Source organism: Pseudomonas sp. DF11 (genome assembly GCF_058148565.1).
In genome coordinates, this window is record NZ_JBYVYN010000001.1 from 1,202,359 (window position 1) to 1,221,962 (window position 19,604).

Genomic DNA, 19,604 nt, shown 5'->3' on the forward strand with positions numbered 1-19,604 from the left:
TGTTTATTGGCCGAGGAGATCGAGATGGGTTTGTTAGTCGAGGGCCGCTGGCAAGACCAGTGGTATGAAAGCAAGGACGGCACGTTCCAGCGCGAACAGGCGCAACGCCGTCACTGGGTGACCACCGACGGCAGCGCCGGCCCCAGCGGCGAAGCCGGGTTTGCCGCCGAGGCCGGGCGCTACCATTTGTACGTGTCCCTGGCCTGCCCCTGGGCCCATCGCACGCTGATCTTTCGCAAGCTCAAGGGCCTGGAAGACCTGATCGACGTCTCGGTGGTCAGCTACCTGATGCTGGAAAACGGCTGGACCTTCGACAAGGCCCACGGCTCCACCGGCGACAAACTCGATAACCTGAGTTTCCTGCACCAGCGCTACACCGCCGACACGGCGGACTACACCGGTCGCGTCACCGTACCGGTGCTGTGGGACAAGCGCCAGCGGCGCATCGTCAACAACGAATCGGCGGAAATCATCCGCATGTTCAACAGCGCCTTCGATGGGCTGACCGGCAACGACCTGGACCTTTACCCCGAACCGCTACGCCGTGACATCGATGCGCTGAACGAGCGCATCTACCCGGCGGTGAACAACGGCGTGTATCGCGCCGGGTTCGCCACCACCCAAGCGGCCTACGAAGAGGCATTCGACGGTTTATTCGCCGAACTGGACCGGTTGGAAGCCTTGCTGGCGACCCAACGCTACCTGGCCGGCGAATACCTGACAGAGGCTGATATCCGCCTGTTCACCACGATAATCCGTTTCGATGCGGTGTATTTCGGCCATTTCAAGTGCAACCTGCGACGCATCGCCGATTATCCGAACCTGTCGAACTGGCTGCGGGAGCTGTATCAATGGCCGGGCATTGCCGAGACCGTGGATTTCACCCACATCCAGGGCCATTACTATGGCAGCCACAAGACCATCAACCCCAATGGGATCGTGCCCAAGGGGCCGAAGCAGGACTTTACGGTCGCCCATGATCGGGGAAGGTTGAGTGGGAAAGGGATTTGGCTTGGTTCTGGGAAGTGATCTGGGGTCTTGATTGCCTCTGAAGGCCCATCGCGAGCAGGCTCGCTCCCACACTTGATCATCGTTCAACCATGAATCTGCGGTTGTACACGGTCCACTGTGGGAGCGAGCCTGCTCGCGATTGGAGACGACGCGGTCTTCCTAAACCTGCCCCTGAGCCCCTTCAAACCAAGCCAGTTTCTCGCGCAGTTGCACCACTTCCCCGACAATCACCAACGTCGGTGCATGCACTTCATGCTCGGCCACCAGCCGTGGCAAGTCCGCCAGGGTGCCGGTGAAGACTCGCTGATTGGATGTCGTGCCTTGCTGGATCAACGCCGCTGGCGTATTCGCCGCGCGACCGTGCTTGATCAGCTCGTTGCAGATCACCGGCAATCCCACCAACCCCATGTAGAACACCAGCGTCTGGGCCGGGGATACCAGGTCCGCCCACGGCAAGTCACTGGTGCCATCCTTGAGATGGCCGGTGATGAACCGCACCGACTGGGCGTAGTCACGATGGGTCAGGGGGATCCCGGCGTAGGCCGCGCAACCACTGGCGGCGGTGATGCCCGGGACGACCTGGAACGGGATGCCATGGGCCGCCAGTTCTTCGATCTCTTCACCGCCACGACCGAAAATGAACGGATCACCGCCCTTCAACCGCACCACACGCTTGCCCTGGCGAGCCAGGTCGACCAATTGCTGGTTGATCTGGTCCTGGGGCACGGCGTGTTCGGAGCGGCGCTTGCCGACGTAGATGCGCTCGGCGTCGCGCCGGCACAATTCCAGGATCGCCGGCGCCACCAGGCGGTCATACAGCACCACGTCGGCCTGCTGCATCAAGCGCAAGGCACGGAAGGTCAGCAGGTCAGGATCACCCGGGCCCGCCCCCACCAGATAGACCTCACCCGGCGCGTTCGGCGCCTGGCCGTCGATCTTTTCCTGCAGCAGGCGCTCGGCTTCAGCACCCTGCCCGGCCAGTTGACGGTCGGCGATAGGGCCTTGGAACACTTCTTCCCAGAACGCTCGCCGTTGCTGCACATCGGGGAACAAGCCTTTGACTTGGCTGCGAAAACGCGCCGCCAGCCCGGCCAGTTGCCCGTAGGTCGACGGAATCCAGGTTTCCAGCTTGGCCCGGATCAACCGCGCCAGCACCGGCGCGTCGCCGCCGCTGGACACCGCGATCACCAGGGGCGAACGGTCGACGATCGCCGGGAAGATCACGCTGCACAGGGCTGGCGCGTCCACCACGTTGACCGGTACGCAGCGCTTATGGGCATCAGCCGAGACCTGGGCGTTGAGCGGTTCGTCGTCGGTGGCGGCGATGATCAGGCCGCAGCCGTCCAGGTCCGCTTCCACGTAGCCACGCAGGATGCATTCACCGCCGCTGCCACTGACCAGTTCCCGCAACTGCGGTTCGATATCGGGTGCGACCACCCGCAACAGCGCGCCGGCATCGGCCAGCAGGCGAGACTTGCGCAAGGCAATCTCGCCGCCGCCAACCACCAGCACGCGGCTGCCGCGCAGGTTGTGGAACAGTGGCAGATAGTCCATTTAGCCGATGACCTCGATGCCGCCCATGTACGGTTTCAACACCTCCGGCACACGGATCGAACCGTCGGCCTGCTGGTAGTTCTCCAGCACCGCCACCAGGGTCCGACCTACTGCCAGGCCGGAGCCATTGAGGGTGTGGACCAGTTCCGGCTTGCCGGTTTCCGGGTTGCGGAAACGCGCCTGCATGCGCCGGGCCTGGAAGTCGCCACAGTTGGAGCACGAGGAAATTTCGCGGTACTTGTCCTGGCTCGGGATCCAGACTTCCAGGTCGTAAGTCTTGACCGCGCTGAAGCCCATGTCGCCGGTGCACAGCGCCAGGGTGCGATATGGCAGCTCCAGCAGTTGCAGGACCTTCTCGGCATTGGCCGTCAGGCTTTCCAGCGCTTCCATGGACTTCGAAGGCTCGACGATCTGAACCATCTCGACTTTGTCGAACTGGTGCTGGCGGATCATGCCACGGGTGTCGCGACCCGACGCCCCGGCTTCACTGCGGAAGCACGGCGTGTGGGCGACGAACTTGATCGGCAGCTGCTTGGCGTCGACGATCTCGCCAGCGACGATGTTGGTCAGCGACACTTCAGCGGTCGGGATCAGGTACAGGTCGGCCTCGCCGTCACGGCTGATCTTGAACAGGTCTTCCTCGAACTTCGGCAACTGCCCGGTGCCCTGCAAGGCCGGTGCCTGCACCAGGTACGGGGTGTAGGCTTCTTCATAGCCGTGTTCGGTGACGTGCAGGTTGATCATGAACTGCGCCAGGGCGCGATGCAGACGGGCAATCGGCCCACGCAACAGGGCAAAACGCGCGCCGGAAAGCTTGGCGGCGGTTTCGAAGTCCAGCCAGCCGAACTTCTCGCCCAGGGCCACATGGTCCTGCACCGGGAAATCGAAGGCCTTTGGCGTGCCCCAGCGACGTACTTCGACGTTGCCCTCTTCGTCTTCACCGACCGGCACCGACTCGTGAGGCAGGTTCGGGATGCCCAGCAGGATCGAATCCAGCTCGGTCTGGATCGCGTCCAGCTCGACCTTGCCGGCACTCAACTCGCCCGCCATGCGCTCGACATCGGCCATCAGCGGCGCGATGTCTTCGCCGCGCTGCTTGGCCTGGCCGATGGACTTGGAGCGCGCGTTACGTTCAGCCTGCAGGGCTTCGGTGCGGGTCTGGACGGTCTTGCGCTGTTCTTCCAGCGCTTCGATGCGCGCGACGTCCAGGGCAAAGCCACGGGATGCCAGGCGGTCCGCTACGTCCTGAAGGTTGCTACGTAACAGTTTGGAATCGAGCATGTCGGTCTCTCGTTATCAAAGTTTGGTCAAGGACAGGCCAGCCCAGGTGGCGAGCAGCCCGCCGAATACGCTGATGGCCGCATAGCCCAGGGCCAGCGGCACTTGCCCGCTTTCCAGCAAGCGCACCGTATCCAGTGAAAAGGATGAAAAGGTCGTCAGGCCGCCAAGAAAGCCGACGATCAGGCCCGCACGCACCTCGATCGGCACTTCCGGGCGCATCAAAAACAGACCGTATAGAACACCGATCAGCAGACAGCCCACGATATTAACGGCCAGCGTCGCGGTATAGAAGTGCCGCGGCCAATTTGCGTTGATCCAGTTGCCGGTCGCGAAGCGCACCAACGTACCGGCAATGCCACCGGCGGAAACTGCAAGAATCAGGGGGATCAAGGTTTTCTCCGCTGCCGTGGACTCAAGCGGTCCAGTTGCGCCAAGTGGTTGAGCTTCTCGCCGATCTTCAGCTCCAGGCCACGGGGCACCGGCTGATAGAAGCGCTGGGGTTCGAGTTCTTCGGGGAAATAATCTTCACCGGCGGCATAGGCGTCCGGCTCATCGTGGGCGTAACGATATTCCTCGCCATAGCCCAGTTGCTTCATGAGCTTGGTCGGCGCGTTGCGCAGGTGCAGCGGTACTTCGAGGGAACCGTGCTCGGTAGCGCTGCGCATCGCCGCCTTGAAGCCCATGTACACCGCATTGCTTTTCGGCGCGCAGGCCAGGTAGGTGATGGCCTGGGCCACGGCAAGCTCGCCTTCCGGGCTGCCCAGGCGTTCCTGTACATCCCAGGCCGCCAGGCACAGGCTCAATGCCCGCGGGTCGGCGTTGCCGATGTCTTCGCTGGCCATGCGCACCACCCGCCGCGCCAGGTACAGCGGATCGCAGCCGCCGTCGATCATTCGCGCGAACCAGTACAAGGCGGCGTCGGGGTTGGAGCCGCGGATGGACTTGTGCAGCGCCGAAATCTGGTCGTAGAACGCCTCGCCGCCCTTGTCGAAGCGGCGACGGGTATCACCCAACAGGCTCTGCAGCAGCTCGACGCCAATCTCGCTGTCGTCTTCGGCCAGGTCCGAGGCGTTTTCCAGCAGGTTGAGCAAGCGCCGGCCATCGCCGTCGGCGGCCGAAAACAGCATCTGGAAACCTTCATCGCTAAGGCTCAAATGCCGCTTGCCCAGGCCGCGTTCCTCGGTCAGCGCCCGATGCACCAGCTTGCGCATCGCCGCTTCGTCGAGGCTCTTGAGCACATAGACCCGCGCCCGGGACAGCAGCGCGTTGTTGAGTTCGAACGAGGGGTTTTCAGTGGTCGCGCCGATGAAGATCAGCGTGCCGTCTTCAACGTAAGGCAGGAATGCGTCCTGTTGGGACTTGTTGAAACGGTGCACTTCGTCGACGAACAGAATCGTGCGCTTGCCGTACTGCCCCGCCTGCTGCTTGGCCACTTCCACCGCCTGGCGGATTTCCTTGACCCCGGCCAGCACTGCCGACACCGTTTCGAAATGCGCGTCCGAGACTTCCGCCAGCAGCCGCGCCAGGGTGGTCTTGCCCACGCCCGGCGGGCCCCAGAAGATCATCGAATGCAGCGCGCCCTGCTCCAGCGCTTCACGCAGAGGCTTGCCGCGAGCGAGCACATGCTCCTGGCCGACGTACTCATCCAGGTTGGTCGCGCGCAGGCGGGCGGCCAATGGCTGGGCAATCGGGGCGCTTCGAAACAGGTCCATCACTACTTATACAACCTCCACTGGGTCCTGGTGCCGATCCTCTCTGCCGGAGCAGATCTGTGGGAGCAAGGCTTGCCCGCGATACAGACACCTCGGTGCATCTGATAGACCGAGGCGATGCAATCGCGGGCAAGCCTTGCTCCCACAGGCCATTTCCCACAGGGACTTTGTGTTTATTCCTGGATCACATCCGCACCCTTGGGGATGTCGAACTTGAACTTGGATGCCGCGATCGGCTCATTGGCCTTGACCCCGGTGAACAGGATATTGGTGCGCTGGCCGACACTGTCGATCAGTTGCATGTCGTTGACCAGGCCGTTGCGGAACGACAGGCGCAGGTTGTCGAACAGGCTGTCCTTGGTCTTGGGCTTGAGGGTGAAGTCAATCACGCCGCCGGCCTCCTTGGCACTGATGTCGAAGCTCTGGCTGATCTTGGAGATGTCGCCGGAGAGCAGCAATGCCGGGGTCTGGGTCAGGCGCTGGTCGAGGGTCTTGATGGTGACCTGCTCCAGGTCCGGGTCCCACAGGGAGACTTTCTTGCCATCGGAGACCATCAATTGCTCAGCCGGCGCGTCGGTGTGCCAGTAGAACAGGCCTGGACGCTGCAAAGCCATTTCGCCAGCGGTTTCCTGCAACTGGGTGCCGCTGCCGTCGAGGGTCAATTGGGAGAAACGCGCGGTCAGGGTCTGGGAGCGCTCCAGTAATTGAGTCAAGCGGGCCACATCCTTTTCATCGGCGTGGGCCGACAAGGTGGTCAGGGCCAATACGGGCAACAGCAACATGCGAATCAGGCGCATGGGAGTCCTCATGAAGTCGTGGGGGTTCGAGCGGCGCTTCAGTTGGCCGCCCGGGTCGTTAGTCGCGCATCGGGCCCGGCGCCAGTACTTCGCGCGAGCCGTTGGTATTCATGGCCGTTACCACCCCGGCCATTTCCATGGCTTCGATCATGCGGGCAGCGCGGTTGTAGCCGATCTTCAGCTTGCGCTGAACGGCTGAAATCGAGGCCCGACGGCTTTCCAGGACGAACTGCACCGCTTCGTCGTAGAGCGCATCGGTTTCAGCATCGTCGTCACCGCCGCCACTGCTGCCTTCGAAACCGCTACCGGCTTCTTCGACACCGTTGAGGATGTCGTCGTTGTATTCAGGTGCGCCGCGCAGCTTCCAGGCCTCCACCACGCGGTGCACTTCGTCGTCGGAAACGAACGCACCGTGCACACGGATCGGCAGGCTGGTGCCCGGCGGCATGTAGAGCATGTCACCGTGACCGAGCAACTGCTCGGCGCCGCCCTGGTCAATGATGGTCCGCGAATCGATCTTGCTCGACACCTGGAACGCCATGCGGGTCGGGATGTTGGCCTTGATCAGGCCGGTGATCACGTCCACCGACGGCCGCTGGGTCGCAAGAATCAAGTGGATACCGGCGGCACGAGCCTTCTGGGCGATACGGGCGATCAGTTCCTCGACCTTCTTGCCGACGATCATCATCATGTCGGCGAACTCGTCCACCACCACCACGATGGTCGGCAACTTGTGCAGCAGCGGCGCTTCGTCGTGGATGCTTTCGCGGTGATACAGCGGGTCGCTCAACGGCGTACCGGCTTCTTCGGCCTCCTTGACCTTGGCGTTGAAGCCCGACAGGTTACGCACGCCCATCTTCGCCATCAGCTTGTAGCGGCGTTCCATCTCGGCAACGCTCCAGCGCAAGGCGTTGGCGGCGTCCTTCATGTCGGTGACCACCGGGCACAGCAGGTGCGGGATGCCCTCGTAGATCGACAGCTCGAGCATCTTCGGGTCGATCATGATCAGCTTGGCGTCTTCCGGGCCGGACTTGAACAGGATCGACAGGATCATCGCGTTCACACCCACCGACTTACCGGAACCGGTGGTACCGGCCACCAGCAGGTGGGGCATTTTCGCCAGGTCGGTGATGACCGGCTTGCCGCCGATGTCGTGGCCCAGGGCCAGGGTGACCGGCGACTTGTGGTTGTCGTACTCAGGCGTCGACAGCACTTCGGAGAAGCGCACGATCTGCCGGTCTTCGTTGGGGATCTCGATCCCCACGGTGGTCTTGCCGGGAATCACTTCCACCACCCGCACGCTGGTCACGGCCAGGGAACGCGCCAGGTCCTTGGCCAGGTTGGCGATGCGGCTGACCTTCACGCCAGCGGCCGGCTGGATTTCGTAGCGGGTGATGACCGGGCCCGGGTGAATCGAATCCACCGAGACCTCGACACCGAACTCCTTGAGCTTGATCTCCAGCAAGTGGCCGACGGCCGCCAGGGATTCGGGGGAATAGTTGAGCTGTTTCTTTTCGGCCGGATCCAGGATCGAGATCGGCGGCAAGGTGCCTTCCACCGCGCTGTCGACGAACAGCGGCGCCTGTTTCTCTTTCTGCACGCGCTTGCTCTGCTCCGGCGGCTTGGCCGGGGCCATGGTAATGACCGGTGGCACCTGTTTCTCGCGCTCGGACATGTGCTTGCTCAACGCCTGCTCACGCTCGATCAGGCGCTCCTTGACCTTGGCCTGCTCGCGTTTGTCCGGCACCGTCGGGGCCACCACGTCATGGACCCGGTCGTCGACTTCACGCAGTTGCGCCACCAGTTGCTTGCGCTCGGTGCGCGCCGCCCACCAGCGGTTCACGACACCCTGGATCAGCTCGATCAGGTCGAGGGTGATCTTGCCGGTGACATCCATGACCTTGAACCAGGACAGGTCGGTGAATACCGTCAGGCCGAACAGGAACAGGGCGATGAACAGCAGCGTACTGCCCTGGATATTCAAGGCGTTCCTGGCCAGGTCGCCGAGGCTTTCCCCCAGCGCACCACCCGCCCCGGCCGGCAGGCCGGTGGGCGCATGGAAATGGATATGGGCCAGCGCGGCCCCCGACAACACCAGGAATACCAGGCCGATCAGGCGCCAGGAGAACAGCCAGCCGCTCCACTGCCATGGCTCGTGGCGCTGACGGAAGATCTGGTAGGCCTTGATCGCCAGCAGCAGCGGGAAGATGTAGGCGAAATAGCCCAACACCATGAACAGGATGTCGGCGCTGTAGGAACCGGCCGGACCGCCGAAATTCTGCACGTCGTCGATCTTGCTGTTATGGCTCCAGCCCGGATCGTCCTTGCCGTAGGTCAGCAGGGCCATCATCAGGAACAGGCACAGGGCACCGATGGCGATCAACGCACCTTCCTTGAGCCGGTAGTGCAATTGCTGGCGCCAGAGCGGAACGACTGGTTTGGGTGCTGCGGTGGATTTCTTCAAAACGCTTCTTTTCCTGCGCCTGCGGCGCGTCCATCTGTTGAATGACTATAAAAAACTGCCCATGACGAGCAGGTAAAAAAGTGAATGTGCACAACCGGTACTACTTTTACCACTGTGAGGTGCATCCAGAAAACCACAGGTGTTGCCGAGGATCTTGATCTTTAGCCCATCCAGCGCTCAAAACTCAAGCATTGTACGGGTTTGTCGACACCAAGGCATTGCCTGACAGCATAGCCGAATACAGGGTGCACACGCGCCAATTGGACCATGCATTCTCTTTTGTGACAAAGGCTTATGAGGTGTTTTTTATGAGCGAAGTGAAGCATTCACGCCTGATCATTCTAGGGTCCGGCCCTGCGGGGTACAGCGCTGCCGTCTATGCCGCCCGCGCCAACCTCAAACCTGTTGTCATCACCGGCCTGCAGGCCGGCGGCCAGCTCACCACCACCGTGGAAGTCGATAACTGGCCCGGCGATGTCGAAGGCCTGACTGGCCCGGTACTGATGGAGCGCATGCAGCGGCACGCTGAGCGCTTCGACACGCAGATTGTCTACGACCATGTCCACACCGCCAAGTTGCAACAGCGCCCGTTCGAATTGATCGGCGACAGCGGCACCTACACCTGCGACGCACTGATCATCGCCACCGGTGCCTCGGCCCAGTACTTGGGCCTGCCCTCGGAGGAAACCTTCGCTGGCAAAGGAGTTTCCGCGTGTGCGACCTGCGACGGCTTTTTCTACCGCAACCAGGTGGTGGCCGTGGTCGGCGGCGGCAATACCGCAGTCGAGGAGGCCCTGTACCTGTCGAACATCGCCAGGGAAGTGCACCTGATCCACCGCCGCGACAAGCTGCGCTCAGAGAAAATCCTGCAGGACAAACTCTTCGAAAAAACCGCCAACGGCAATATCAAGCTGCACTGGAACCAGAACCTGGACGAAGTCCTGGGCGACGCCAGCGGCGTGACTGGCGCGCGTTTGCGGCACAGCGAGACCGGCGAAACCAGCACGCTGTCCCTGGCTGGCGTGTTCATAGCCATCGGCCACAAACCCAATACCGAACTGTTCCAGGGCCAGCTGACGATGCGTGACGGCTACCTGATCGTGCGCGGTGGCAGCGAAGGCAACGCCACCGCGACCGCTATCGAGGGCGTGTTCGCCGCCGGCGATGTGGCCGACCACGTCTATCGCCAGGCAATCACCTCCGCCGGTGCCGGTTGCATGGCCGCACTCGATGCCGAGAAGTATCTCGATGACATCCCTGCCGTTTGACGGTTAACCTTCCAGGCGAGCGTTCGCTGATGCGCGAGGCCCGCCACCTGCCTCCCTCCCCTTCTACTTTAAGCCGGATACCAATGCTGACCTGGTTACAACGCAACAGCTTCGAATTCCCGCCACTGGCAAAAGCCATGCGCGACCCCAACGGTTTATTGGCCGCCGGCGGCGATCTCTCCGCCGACCGGCTGATCCAGGCTTATCGTCACGGCTGCTTCCCATGGTTTTCCGAGGGGCAACCGATCCTGTGGTGGTCGCCGGACCCACGTACGGTATTGTTTCCCGACGAACTGCACATATCCCGCAGCCTGGGCAAACTGCTGCGCAAGCAGCGCTATCAAGTGACGTTTGACCGAGATTTCGCGGCGGTCATCCAGGCGTGCGCCGAGCCGCGGGACTATGCCGAGGGCACCTGGATCACCGACGCCATGCAAACCGCTTATCGGGAACTGCACCGACGCGGTTTTGCCCATTCGGTGGAAGTGTGGGACCAGGGGATGCTGGTGGGCGGCCTGTATGGCCTGGCCATGGGCCGGCTGTTTTTTGGCGAGTCCATGTTCAGCCGGGCCGACAATGCCTCGAAATTCGGCTTCGCCACCCTGGTCCAACACCTCAAGGCCGCCGGTTTCGTGCTGATCGACTGCCAGATGCCCACCGAACACCTGTACAGCCTGGGCGCGCGGTCGATCCCACGCAATGAATTTGCCGATTATCTAAAGGCGCATCTGGACCAACCCAACCATGCGACATGGGTTTGCTGAGCGACATTCGCGCTCCTGGCTTACAATTAAATTCAAAGCTTATCCCGAGGGTCGATCATGACCGAGTTGGCGCGTTTGAAGTTCTATGCCACTCAGCCCCACTCTTGCAGTTATCTGCCGGAGGAGCAGGCCACGACGCTGTTCCTCGACCCTAGCCAGCCCATGGATGTGCATGTCTACGCAGACCTGTCGGAAATGGGCTTTCGCCGTAGCGGCGACCACCTCTACCGGCCTCATTGCCAACACTGCAACGCCTGTGTCCCGGCGCGCATCCCTGTCGCGCAATTCCTGCCCAACCGCCAACAGAAACGCATTTTCAAGCGCAACGCCGACCTGCAGGTCCGCCCGGTCAAGCCACAGTTCACCGAAGAATATTTCGACCTGTACCAGCGCTACATCGAACAACGCCATGCCGATGGCGACATGTACCCACCCAGTCGCGATCAGTTCTCGACCTTCCTGGTGCGTGACCTGCCGTTTTCGCGTTTCTATGAGTTCCGCCTGGACGGACGGCTGGTAGCCATCGCCGTCACGGACTTGCTGCCCAATGGCCTTTCGGCGGTATACACCTTCTACGAGCCAGACGAAGAGCGGCGCAGCCTGGGCCGGTTTGCCATCCTTTGGCAAATCAACGAAGCCCGGCGCCTGGGACTGGAAGCGGTATACCTGGGCTACTGGATCAAGAACTGCAAGAAAATGAACTACAAGACCCAATATCGCCCCATTGAACTGCTGATAAACCAGCGTTGGGTTGTCCTGAGTTAGAACCCTTCGGCTTAAAAGCTAGAACCCCTTGGCTTGAACCCCCTTTTTCGGGCACAATGCACGCCGCTTTTGCCTGGCGCAGTTGCACCGGGCCATTCACTGGATACCGAGGGCTTTACTGCATGTCGAAAGAAGACAGCTTCGAAATGGAAGGCACTGTCGTCGACACCCTGCCCAACACCATGTTTCGTGTGGAGTTGGAAAATGGGCACGTCGTAACCGCGCATATCTCCGGCAAGATGCGCAAGAACTACATTCGTATTCTTACCGGTGACAAAGTGCGCGTCGAGCTGACGCCCTATGACTTGAGCAAAGGGCGCATCACTTACCGCGCTCGCTAACAAGTCAATACAAAACGCCCGGCTGATGCCGGGCGTTTTTGTTTGTCCGCCCCCACGATCACCTCACACCCCTGTGGGAGCGAGCCTGCTCGCGATGAGGCCGGCACATTCGGCATTACTGCCAACTGACCCACCGCTTTCGCGAGCAGGCTCGCTCCCACAGGAGATTTGTGGCGAATGCAACTCCTGCAGTTATCCAGCCTCCCACAAGGACGGGGTATTGCTGAAATAGCAAAAAGGCGCCTTTCGGCGCCTTCTGCTTTGTTGCAACTAACGGTCAGGCCATTTCAGCGGTGGTTTCGAAGTCGAAGGTCAGTTCGCCGTCCTTGATGTCGATGTGGACCACACCGCCATGTTCGGCCAGTTCGCCAAAGAGGATTTCCTCGGCCAGCGGACGCTTGATCTTGTCCTGGATCAGGCGAGCCATTGGTCGGGCCCCCATCGTCACGTCGTAACCACCTTCGGCCAGCCAACTGCGCGCCGCATCGGTGACTTCCAGCAACACACGCTTGTCTTCAAGCTGCGCCTGAAGTTCGGTAAGGAACTTGTCCACCACGCTCTTGATGACTTCATGACTGAGGCGACCGAACTGGATAATGGTGTCCAGACGGTTGCGGAATTCAGGCGTGAAGCTCTTCTTGATCACTTCCATCGCATCGGACGAGTGGTCCTGATGGGTGAAACCGATCGAAGCGCGCGCCGCGGTTTCGGCACCAGCGTTCGTGGTCATGATGATGATCACGTTGCGGAAGTCCGCCTTGCGCCCGTTGTTATCGGTCAACGTACCGTGGTCCATGACCTGCAGCAGCAGGTTGAAGACTTCCGGATGCGCCTTCTCGATTTCATCGAGCAACAGCACGCAGTGTGGCTGCTTGGTAATCGCTTCGGTCAGCAGGCCGCCCTGGTCGAAACCGACATAGCCCGGAGGCGCACCGATCAGACGCGATACGGTGTGGCGCTCCATGTACTCGGACATGTCGAAACGAACCAGCTCGATACCCATCGCCTTGGCCAACTGCCTTGCCGCCTCGGTCTTGCCGACACCGGTGGGACCTGCGAACAGGAACGAACCCACCGGTTTGTCCGGCGACTTGAGGCCGGCGCGGGACAGCTTGATAGCGGTCGACAGCGAGTCGATGGCCGCATCCTGGCCGAATACCGTCAGCTTCAGGTCACGCTCCAGGTTACGCAACAGCTCCTTGTCGGAACTGGTGACGTGCTTGGGCGGAATACGCGCGATTTTCGCCACGATGTCCTCGACCTGAGGCACTTCGATGCGCTTGACGCGTTTCTCCACGGGTTGCAGGCGCTGGTAGGCACCCGCCTCGTCGATGACGTCGATGGCCTTGTCCGGCATGTGCCGGTCGTTGATGTAGCGCGAGGCCAGTTCAGCCGCCGCGCGCAGGGCTTCATCGCTGTACTCGATGTTGTGGTGCAACTCGAAACGCCCTTTCAGGCCGCGCAGGATACCGATGGTGTCCTCCACCGAAGGCTCCGACACATCGACCTTCTGGAAGCGCCGGGCCAGGGCACGGTCCTTCTCGAAGATCCCGCGAAATTCCTGGAACGTGGTCGAGCCGATGCAACGGATATCACCCGATGACAGCAACGGTTTGAGCAGGTTCGAGGCATCCATGACCCCGCCCGACGCCGCCCCGGCACCAATGATGGTGTGGATTTCGTCGATGAACAGGATCGCCTGCGGACGTTTTTTCAACTCGCCCAGCAACGCCTTGAAACGCTTCTCGAAGTCGCCGCGGTACTTGGTGCCAGCCAGCAAGGCACCCAGGTCGAGGGAATACACGACGCTGTTGGCCAGCAGGTCCGGCACCTGGTTGTCGACGATGCGCTTGGCCAGGCCTTCGGCAATCGCGGTCTTGCCCACGCCTGCCTCGCCCACCAGCAACGGGTTGTTCTTGCGACGCCGGGCCAGGATCTGCGCGACACGCTCGACTTCCGCCTCGCGCCCGACCAGCGGATCGATACGCCCCTGGCGTGCCAGTTCGTTCAGGTTGCTGGCATAGGCATCCAATGGGTTGCCTGAAGAAGAAGACTCACCGCCCTCGTCGTCCTGCATATCCTGCTCACCCTCGGAATGATCGCCATGCCCCGGCACCTTGGAGATGCCATGGGCGATGTAGTTGACGACATCGATACGCGCAACGCTCTGCTGCTTGAGCAGGAACACTGCCTGGCTTTCCTGCTCGCTGAAGATGGCAACCAACACGTTGGCACCGGTGACTTCACGCTTGCCCGAGCTCTGTACATGGAAGACAGCACGCTGCAGGACACGCTGGAAGCCCAGGGTTGGCTGGGTTTCGCGATCCTCGTCATGCACGGGGATCAGTGGTGTGGTGGAGTCGATGAACTCCTGCAGATCATGCTTGAGTTTATCGAGGTTCGCGCCGCAGGCACGCAAAACGGTGGCGGCAGCCTCGTTATCCAATAGGGCCAACAGCAGGTGTTCGACGGTCATGAATTCATGACGCTTCGAACGAGCCTCCTTGAAGGCAAGATTGAGGGTGACTTCGAGCTCGCGGTTTAACATAGCTTCACCTCATACCCAAGTGGTCGGCGTTAACCGTCCTTCTCGATTTCACAGAGTAGCGGATGCTGGCTTTCCCGGGCGTACTGATTGACCTGCATGGCCTTCGTCTCGGCGATGTCGCGGGTAAACACTCCACATACTGCCCGTCCCTCTGTATGGACGGCCAGCATGACCTTGGTCGCCAGCTCGCGGTTCAGGTTAAAAAACAACTCGAGCACTTCGACGACGAAATCCATCGGTGTGTAGTCATCGTTGAACAAAACCACCTTGTACATCGGTGGCGCCTGTAATGCCGGCTTTGCCTCCTGAACAGCAATGCCTGCGGAATCGTCGTCGTGTAGATCCGGGCGATCCTGATTGAATGTTAGTCGAATCTGGCTGACTGCATGCATGGAAAGAAAGGTTCGTTTAGTTGGCGAATACAGTGATGGGGGCGCTTGTGGGCGATTTCAACCACGACCACCCGGCCACCTTGACTATCGGCAAAACGGTGTTACAACCAATAGAGCCCATCGTGGGTTAAAAAGGTCCGTGGAATCTATCCTGTTTTCAAGATTAGCCTGCGGATGGACTGGATGATACTCCAGTGATGGAGTGCGTTGCAGAGGGAAATGGGTTATGTCGGTCGTCAAGATGAATGGCAAGGTGAAATGGTTCAACAATGCAAAGGGCTACGGCTTCATTATCGCGGCCGGCAGGGACAATGAAGACCTTTTCGCCCATTACTCGGCTATCAACATGGAAGGCTATAAGACCTTGAAGGCCGGACAGCCTGTGACGTTTGACGTCATCCAAGGACCCAAGGGCCTGCACGCGGTCAACATCAGGATTGTCACCGCCGAAGAGACGCCCGCCCCTGTCAATGCCAGGATCACCGAGACCCATTGACCGGCAGTCGCCACCCCGGACAAATGAAAATGCCCGACTCGATCACTCGAGCCGGGCATTTGCGCTGAGCGCCGACTCGCTTACATGTGCGAAATCAGGGCATCACCGAAACCCGAGGACGACACCAGCTTGGCACCCTCCATCAGACGTTCGAAGTCATAGGTCACGGTCTTGGCCGAAATCGCGCCGTTGGTGCCCTTGATGATCAGGTCGGCCGCTTCGGTCCAACCCATGTGGCGCAGCATCATTTCCGCCGACAGGATCAGCGATCCCGGGTTGACCTGGTCCTTGCCGGCATACTTGGGCGCGGTACCGTGGGTGGCTTCGAACATCGCCACGGTGTCGGACAGGTTGGCGCCCGGCGCAATCCCGATACCGCCCACTTCCGCCGCCAGGGCGTCGGACAGATAGTCACCGTTCAGGTTCAGGGTGGCGATCACGTCATATTCGGCCGGACGCAGCAGGATCTGCTGGAGCATCGCATCGGCGATGGCATCCTTGACGACCACGTTCTTGCCGGTCTTGGGGTTCTTGAACTGCATCCAGGGCCCGCCGTCGAGCAGGGTCGCGCCGAATTCCTCGGCCGCCACTTCGTAGGCCCATTCCTTGAAGGCACCTTCGGTAAACTTCATGATGTTGCCTTTGTGCACGATGGTCAGCGAATCGCGGTCATTGTCGACAACATATTGCAAGGCCTTGCGCGCCAGGCGCTTGGTGCCCTGCTTGGAGACCGGCTTGACGCCGATGCCGCAGTCCTCGTCGAAACGGATCTTGGTCACGCCCATTTCTTCTTTCAGGAACTTGATGACCTTGGTGGCTTCGGCCGAACCGGCCTTCCACTCGATGCCAGCGTAGATGTCCTCGGAGTTCTCGCGGAAGATCGTCATGTCCACGTCGCCAGGCTTCTTGACCGGGCTGGGCACACCTTCGAACCAGCGCACCGGGCGCAGGCACACATACAGGTCGAGCTGCTGACGCAGGGCCACGTTCAGCGAACGGATGCCACCCCCCACTGGCGTGGTCAGCGGGCCCTTGATGGAAACCACATAATCCTTGACCGCATCCAGGGTTTCCTGGGGCAGCCAGGTGTCCTGGTCGTAGACCTGAGTCGCTTTCTCGCCGGCATAGACTTCCATCCAGGAAATCTTGCGCTTGCCGCCATAGGCCTTCTGAACCGCAGCGTCCACAACCTTGATCATGACCGGACTGATATCGACGCCAATGCCGTCGCCTTCGATGAAGGGGATGATCGGGTTGTCGGGAACATTAAGAGAATGGTCTGCATTGACGGTGATTTTGTCACCGACGGCTGGAACCTGAATCTTTTGATACCCCATGCTGAACTCCATTGCTTGGATTGAACATCTGGCTGCGTTCGAGCGTACCCCACTTGAATCGGCGCGCAAACCCTACGTTAGGCTCATCAGGGGCAAAGCCTTGCAGTTCGCCGTGTACAACCCTGAAAACCAAGGGAAAAGCGCCAAACATGAGCATAGTCCGCTCCATGGGTAGTGCGACGTTTAGACCAATGGACGTGTACGGAAGTCTATGAACCATCGGCAGATCGCCAGCTACCTATGTATAATGCCGCCGCTGACCACAGGGTCACGACGGCTGACGGCTCTATCACAGGACTTTCCGCCAGTTTAAAAGCCGGACCGTTACCGCGGCCCGACCGCTTGACGCTCGACTGATGCACCCAACATCACCGCGAAGAAACCTCGACATTCGGCTCACGGATGACTTTGAACGAACGCGCTTACCCGGCGCCCCTCGAGTTTCTGCGCATGCTTTAGCAAAGAAGAGAGTTAATCCGAATATGCCCACCCGCTCGAAGATCATCTATACCTTCACCGACGAAGCTCCCGCCCTCGCCACCTATTCGCTGCTGCCGATCGTCGAAGCCTTTACCGCTTCGGCCGATATCGCCGTGGAAACCCGCGATATCTCCCTCGCAGGGCGCATCCTGGCCAGCTTCCCCGAGCAACTGGGTGACAAAGCCGTAGCCGACCACCTCGCCGAACTGGGCGACCTGGCCGTTACGCCTGAAGCCAACATCATCAAGCTGCCGAACATCAGTGCCTCGGTGCCGCAACTGCAGGCCGCGATCAAGGAATTGCAGGCCCAGGGCTACGCGCTGCCGGACTACCCGGAAACCGTGACCAGCGACGCCGAGAAAGACGCGCGCGCCCGCTACGACAAGGTCAAGGGCAGCGCCGTGAACCCGGTCCTGCGCGAAGGCAACTCCGACCGTCGCGCGCCGCTGTCGGTCAAGAACTACGCACGCAAGCACCCGCACAAGATGGGCGCCTGGGCAGCCGACTCCAAGTCCCACGTGGCCCACATGAGCACCGGCGATTTCTACGGCAGCGAAAAAGCCGCCCTGATCGACGCCGCCGGCAGCGTGAAAATCGAGCTGATCGCCCAGGACGGCACTGCCACCGTCCTGAAGGAAAAAACCACCGTACAAGCCGGTGAGATCCTCGACTGCGCCGTGATGAGCAAGAATGCCCTGCGCGACTTCATCGCCGCCGAAATCGAAGACGCCAAGCAAAAAGGCGTCCTGCTGTCGGTTCACCTCAAGGCCACCATGATGAAGGTCTCCGACCCGATCATGTTCGGCCAGATCGTTGCCGAGTTCTATAAAGACGCCCTGGCCAAGCACGCCCAAGTGCTGGAGCAGATCGGCTTCAACCTGAACAACGGCATCGGCGACCTGTACGCCCGCATCAAGGCCCTGCCGGCCGAGCAGCAGGCGCAGATCGAAGCCGACATCCAGGCGGTCTACGCGGCGCGTCCATCCCTGGCGATGGTCAACTCCGACAAAGGCATCACCAACCTGCACGTGCCGAGCGACGTCATCGTCGACGCCTCGATGCCGGCCATGATCCGTGACTCCGGCAAGATGTGGGGCACCGACGGCCAGCTGCACGACACCAAGGCCGTGATCCCGGATCGCTGCTACGCCACCATCTACCAGGCGGTGATCGAAGACTGCAAGCAACACGGCGCCTTCGACCCAACCACCATGGGCAGCGTGCCGAACGTCGGCCTGATGGCCAAGAAAGCCGAAGAGTACGGTTCCCACGACAAGACCTTCCAGATCAAGGCCAACGGCGTGGTGCGGGTTTCCGACAGCACCGGTCGCACCCTGCTGGAGCAGAACGTCGAGGCTGGCGACATCTTCCGCATGTGCCAAACCAAGGACGCGCCGATCCAGGATTGGGTCAAGCTGGCCGTCAACCGTGCCCGCGCCAGCAGCACCCCGGCGATTTTCTGGCTGGACCCGATGCGTGCCCATGACGGCGTGGTGATCGAGAAAGTCCAGGCCTACCTGAAGAACCACGACACTGCCGGCCTGGACATCCGCATCATGTCGCCAGTCGACGCGATGAAGTTCACCCTGGCCCGCACCCGCGAAGGCAAGGACACCATTTCGGTGACCGGCAACGTACTGCGCGACTACCTGACCGACCTGTTCCCGATCATGGAACTGGGCACCAGCGCCAAGATGCTGTCCATCGTGCCGCTGATGAACGGCGGTGGCCTGTTCGAAACCGGCGCCGGCGGCTCGGCACCCAAGCACGTTCAGCAACTGCTGGAAGAAAACTTCCTGCGCTGGGATTCCCTGGGCGAGTTCCTGGCCCTGGCCGCTTCCCTCGAACACTTGGGCGTGACCTACAACAACCCTAAAGCCCTGGTACTGGCCAAGACCCTGGACCAGGCTACCGGTGAGTTCCTGGACCGCAACAAGTCGCCTTCGCGCAAGGTCGGCGGCATCGACAACCGTGGCAGCCACTTCTACCTGACCCTGTTCTGGGCCCAGGCACTGGCCGCTCAAAATGACGATGCAGCCCTCAAGGCTCAGTTCACCGCCCTGGCCAAGACGCTGACCGACAACGAAGAAAAAATCGTTGCCGAGCTCAACGCCGTTCAAGGCAAGCCAGTGGACATCGGCGGTTACTACTTCGCCAACCCTGAGCTGACCAGCAAGGCCATGCGCCCGAGCGCCACCTTCAACGCGGCAATTGCTGCGCTGGTGTAAGGTTGTAAGGGAACATCACGAACCCCGGCCTGGTGCCGGGGTTTGTGTTTCCGGACACACCATACTTTCCCTCCTGACAACATATCCCCCTGTGGGAGCGAGCCTGCTCGCGATAGCGGTATAACATTCAACCCTGATGCTGACTGACACACCGCTATCGCGAGCA

General features: G+C 60.9%; 16 protein-coding genes. 7 read left to right on the top strand and 9 right to left on the bottom strand.

Features of this window, described 5'->3' with window-relative positions; translation table 11 throughout:
* Nucleotides 1-24: 24 nt before the first annotated feature.
* Entirely contained in the window at nt 25-1,029 is a 1,005-nt protein-coding gene (locus AC30D9_RS05040; protein ID WP_490143582.1) for a glutathione S-transferase family protein, read from the top strand.
* Nucleotides 1,030-1,170: 141 nt separating this feature from the next.
* Here the strand turns inward: AC30D9_RS05040 and cysG are convergent, their stop codons facing one another.
* From cysG to AC30D9_RS05070, 6 genes are all read right to left on the bottom strand, one after another.
* Nucleotides 1,171-2,565, bottom strand: coding sequence for a siroheme synthase CysG (cysG, locus tag AC30D9_RS05045; protein WP_307571781.1), 1,395 nt, complete (start codon nt 2,563-2,565; stop codon nt 1,171-1,173).
* Entirely contained in the window at nt 2,566-3,846 is a 1,281-nt protein-coding gene (gene serS / locus AC30D9_RS05050) for a serine--tRNA ligase (RefSeq protein WP_134924964.1), read from the bottom strand.
* 15 nt (nt 3,847-3,861) lie between these two features.
* Entirely contained in the window at nt 3,862-4,236 is a 375-nt protein-coding gene (gene crcB, locus AC30D9_RS05055; RefSeq protein WP_134924965.1) for a fluoride efflux transporter CrcB, read from the bottom strand.
* Entirely contained in the window at nt 4,233-5,558 is a 1,326-nt protein-coding gene (locus tag AC30D9_RS05060; RefSeq protein ID WP_134924966.1) for a replication-associated recombination protein A, read from the bottom strand. Before AC30D9_RS05060 ends, crcB begins: the two co-directional genes overlap by 4 nt.
* 173 nt (nt 5,559-5,731) lie before the next feature.
* Nucleotides 5,732-6,355: an outer membrane lipoprotein periplasmic chaperone LolA gene (lolA, locus tag AC30D9_RS05065; RefSeq protein WP_134924967.1), complete on the bottom strand. Its 624-nt coding sequence runs from the start codon at nt 6,353-6,355 to the stop codon at nt 5,732-5,734.
* 58 nt (nt 6,356-6,413) lie between these two features.
* Nucleotides 6,414-8,819, bottom strand: a complete 2,406-nt coding sequence (locus AC30D9_RS05070) for a DNA translocase FtsK (protein WP_134924968.1) — start codon at nt 8,817-8,819, stop codon at nt 6,414-6,416.
* A gap of 308 nt (nt 8,820-9,127) precedes the next feature.
* Between AC30D9_RS05070 and trxB the strand changes: the two genes are divergently transcribed.
* The 4 genes from trxB (at nt 9,128) to infA (ending at nt 11,957) form a co-directional block, all read left to right on the top strand.
* The gene (trxB, locus tag AC30D9_RS05075) at nt 9,128-10,087 is read left to right on the top strand and encodes a thioredoxin-disulfide reductase (protein WP_307571778.1); all 960 of its coding nucleotides are present in this window, start codon (nt 9,128-9,130) and stop codon (nt 10,085-10,087) included.
* 83 nt (nt 10,088-10,170) lie between these two features.
* Complete coding sequence (gene aat / locus AC30D9_RS05080; protein WP_490143583.1) at nt 10,171-10,851, top strand: leucyl/phenylalanyl-tRNA--protein transferase; 681 nt, start codon at nt 10,171-10,173, stop codon at nt 10,849-10,851.
* A 57-nt stretch (nt 10,852-10,908) separates the two neighbouring features.
* Entirely contained in the window at nt 10,909-11,616 is a 708-nt protein-coding gene (locus tag AC30D9_RS05085) for an arginyltransferase (protein ID WP_109755547.1), read from the top strand.
* A gap of 122 nt (nt 11,617-11,738) precedes the next feature.
* The gene (gene infA, locus AC30D9_RS05090; protein WP_002553999.1) at nt 11,739-11,957 is read left to right on the top strand and encodes a translation initiation factor IF-1; all 219 of its coding nucleotides are present in this window, start codon (nt 11,739-11,741) and stop codon (nt 11,955-11,957) included.
* Between the two features lie 277 nt (nt 11,958-12,234).
* Here infA and clpA read toward each other — a convergent pair whose 3' ends face one another.
* A complete protein-coding gene (gene clpA, locus AC30D9_RS05095; protein ID WP_003203340.1) occupies nt 12,235-14,505 on the bottom strand; it encodes an ATP-dependent Clp protease ATP-binding subunit ClpA in 2,271 nt (756 codons plus the stop codon).
* A gap of 29 nt (nt 14,506-14,534) precedes the next feature.
* Nucleotides 14,535-14,897 carry an ATP-dependent Clp protease adapter ClpS gene (gene clpS / locus AC30D9_RS05100; RefSeq protein ID WP_109755548.1) on the bottom strand — a complete coding sequence of 121 codons (363 nt, stop codon included), beginning with the start codon at nt 14,895-14,897 and terminating at the stop codon, nt 14,535-14,537.
* Nucleotides 14,898-15,123: 226 nt separating this feature from the next.
* Here clpS and AC30D9_RS05105 point away from each other — a divergent pair, with 226 nt between their 5' ends.
* The gene (locus AC30D9_RS05105; protein WP_307571776.1) at nt 15,124-15,393 is read left to right on the top strand and encodes a cold shock domain-containing protein; all 270 of its coding nucleotides are present in this window, start codon (nt 15,124-15,126) and stop codon (nt 15,391-15,393) included.
* A gap of 80 nt (nt 15,394-15,473) precedes the next feature.
* Here the strand turns inward: AC30D9_RS05105 and icd are convergent, their stop codons facing one another.
* Nucleotides 15,474-16,730 (bottom strand): NADP-dependent isocitrate dehydrogenase, encoded by a 1,257-nt coding sequence (gene icd / locus AC30D9_RS05110; protein WP_024779303.1) that lies wholly within the window; start codon nt 16,728-16,730, stop codon nt 15,474-15,476.
* Nucleotides 16,731-17,212: 482 nt separating this feature from the next.
* Here icd and AC30D9_RS05115 point away from each other — a divergent pair, with 482 nt between their 5' ends.
* The gene (locus AC30D9_RS05115) at nt 17,213-19,438 is read left to right on the top strand and encodes an NADP-dependent isocitrate dehydrogenase (protein WP_490143584.1); all 2,226 of its coding nucleotides are present in this window, start codon (nt 17,213-17,215) and stop codon (nt 19,436-19,438) included.
* The last annotated feature ends 166 nt before the right edge of the window (nt 19,439-19,604 follow it).

Excerpts from the sequence above, each read along its gene's own strand:
- cysG (WP_307571781.1), bottom strand. The coding sequence starts at position 2,565 with ATGGACTATCTGCCACTGTTCCACAACCTGCGCGGCAGCCGCGTGCTG.
- AC30D9_RS05105 (WP_307571776.1), top strand. The coding sequence starts at position 15,124 with ATGTCGGTCGTCAAGATGAATGGCAAGGTGAAATGGTTCAACAATGCA.
- serS (WP_134924964.1), bottom strand. The coding sequence starts at position 3,846 with ATGCTCGATTCCAAACTGTTACGTAGCAACCTTCAGGACGTAGCGGAC.
- AC30D9_RS05060 (WP_134924966.1), bottom strand. The coding sequence starts at position 5,558 with ATGGACCTGTTTCGAAGCGCCCCGATTGCCCAGCCATTGGCCGCCCGC.
- AC30D9_RS05040 (WP_490143582.1), top strand. The coding sequence starts at position 25 with ATGGGTTTGTTAGTCGAGGGCCGCTGGCAAGACCAGTGGTATGAAAGC.
- icd (WP_024779303.1), bottom strand. The coding sequence starts at position 16,730 with ATGGGGTATCAAAAGATTCAGGTTCCAGCCGTCGGTGACAAAATCACC.
- aat (WP_490143583.1), top strand. The coding sequence starts at position 10,171 with ATGCTGACCTGGTTACAACGCAACAGCTTCGAATTCCCGCCACTGGCA.
- AC30D9_RS05085 (WP_109755547.1), top strand. The coding sequence starts at position 10,909 with ATGACCGAGTTGGCGCGTTTGAAGTTCTATGCCACTCAGCCCCACTCT.
- trxB (WP_307571778.1), top strand. The coding sequence starts at position 9,128 with ATGAGCGAAGTGAAGCATTCACGCCTGATCATTCTAGGGTCCGGCCCT.
- infA (WP_002553999.1), top strand. The coding sequence starts at position 11,739 with ATGTCGAAAGAAGACAGCTTCGAAATGGAAGGCACTGTCGTCGACACC.
- clpS (WP_109755548.1), bottom strand. The coding sequence starts at position 14,897 with ATGCATGCAGTCAGCCAGATTCGACTAACATTCAATCAGGATCGCCCG.
- clpA (WP_003203340.1), bottom strand. The coding sequence starts at position 14,505 with ATGTTAAACCGCGAGCTCGAAGTCACCCTCAATCTTGCCTTCAAGGAG.
- lolA (WP_134924967.1), bottom strand. The coding sequence starts at position 6,355 with ATGCGCCTGATTCGCATGTTGCTGTTGCCCGTATTGGCCCTGACCACC.
- AC30D9_RS05115 (WP_490143584.1), top strand. The coding sequence starts at position 17,213 with ATGCCCACCCGCTCGAAGATCATCTATACCTTCACCGACGAAGCTCCC.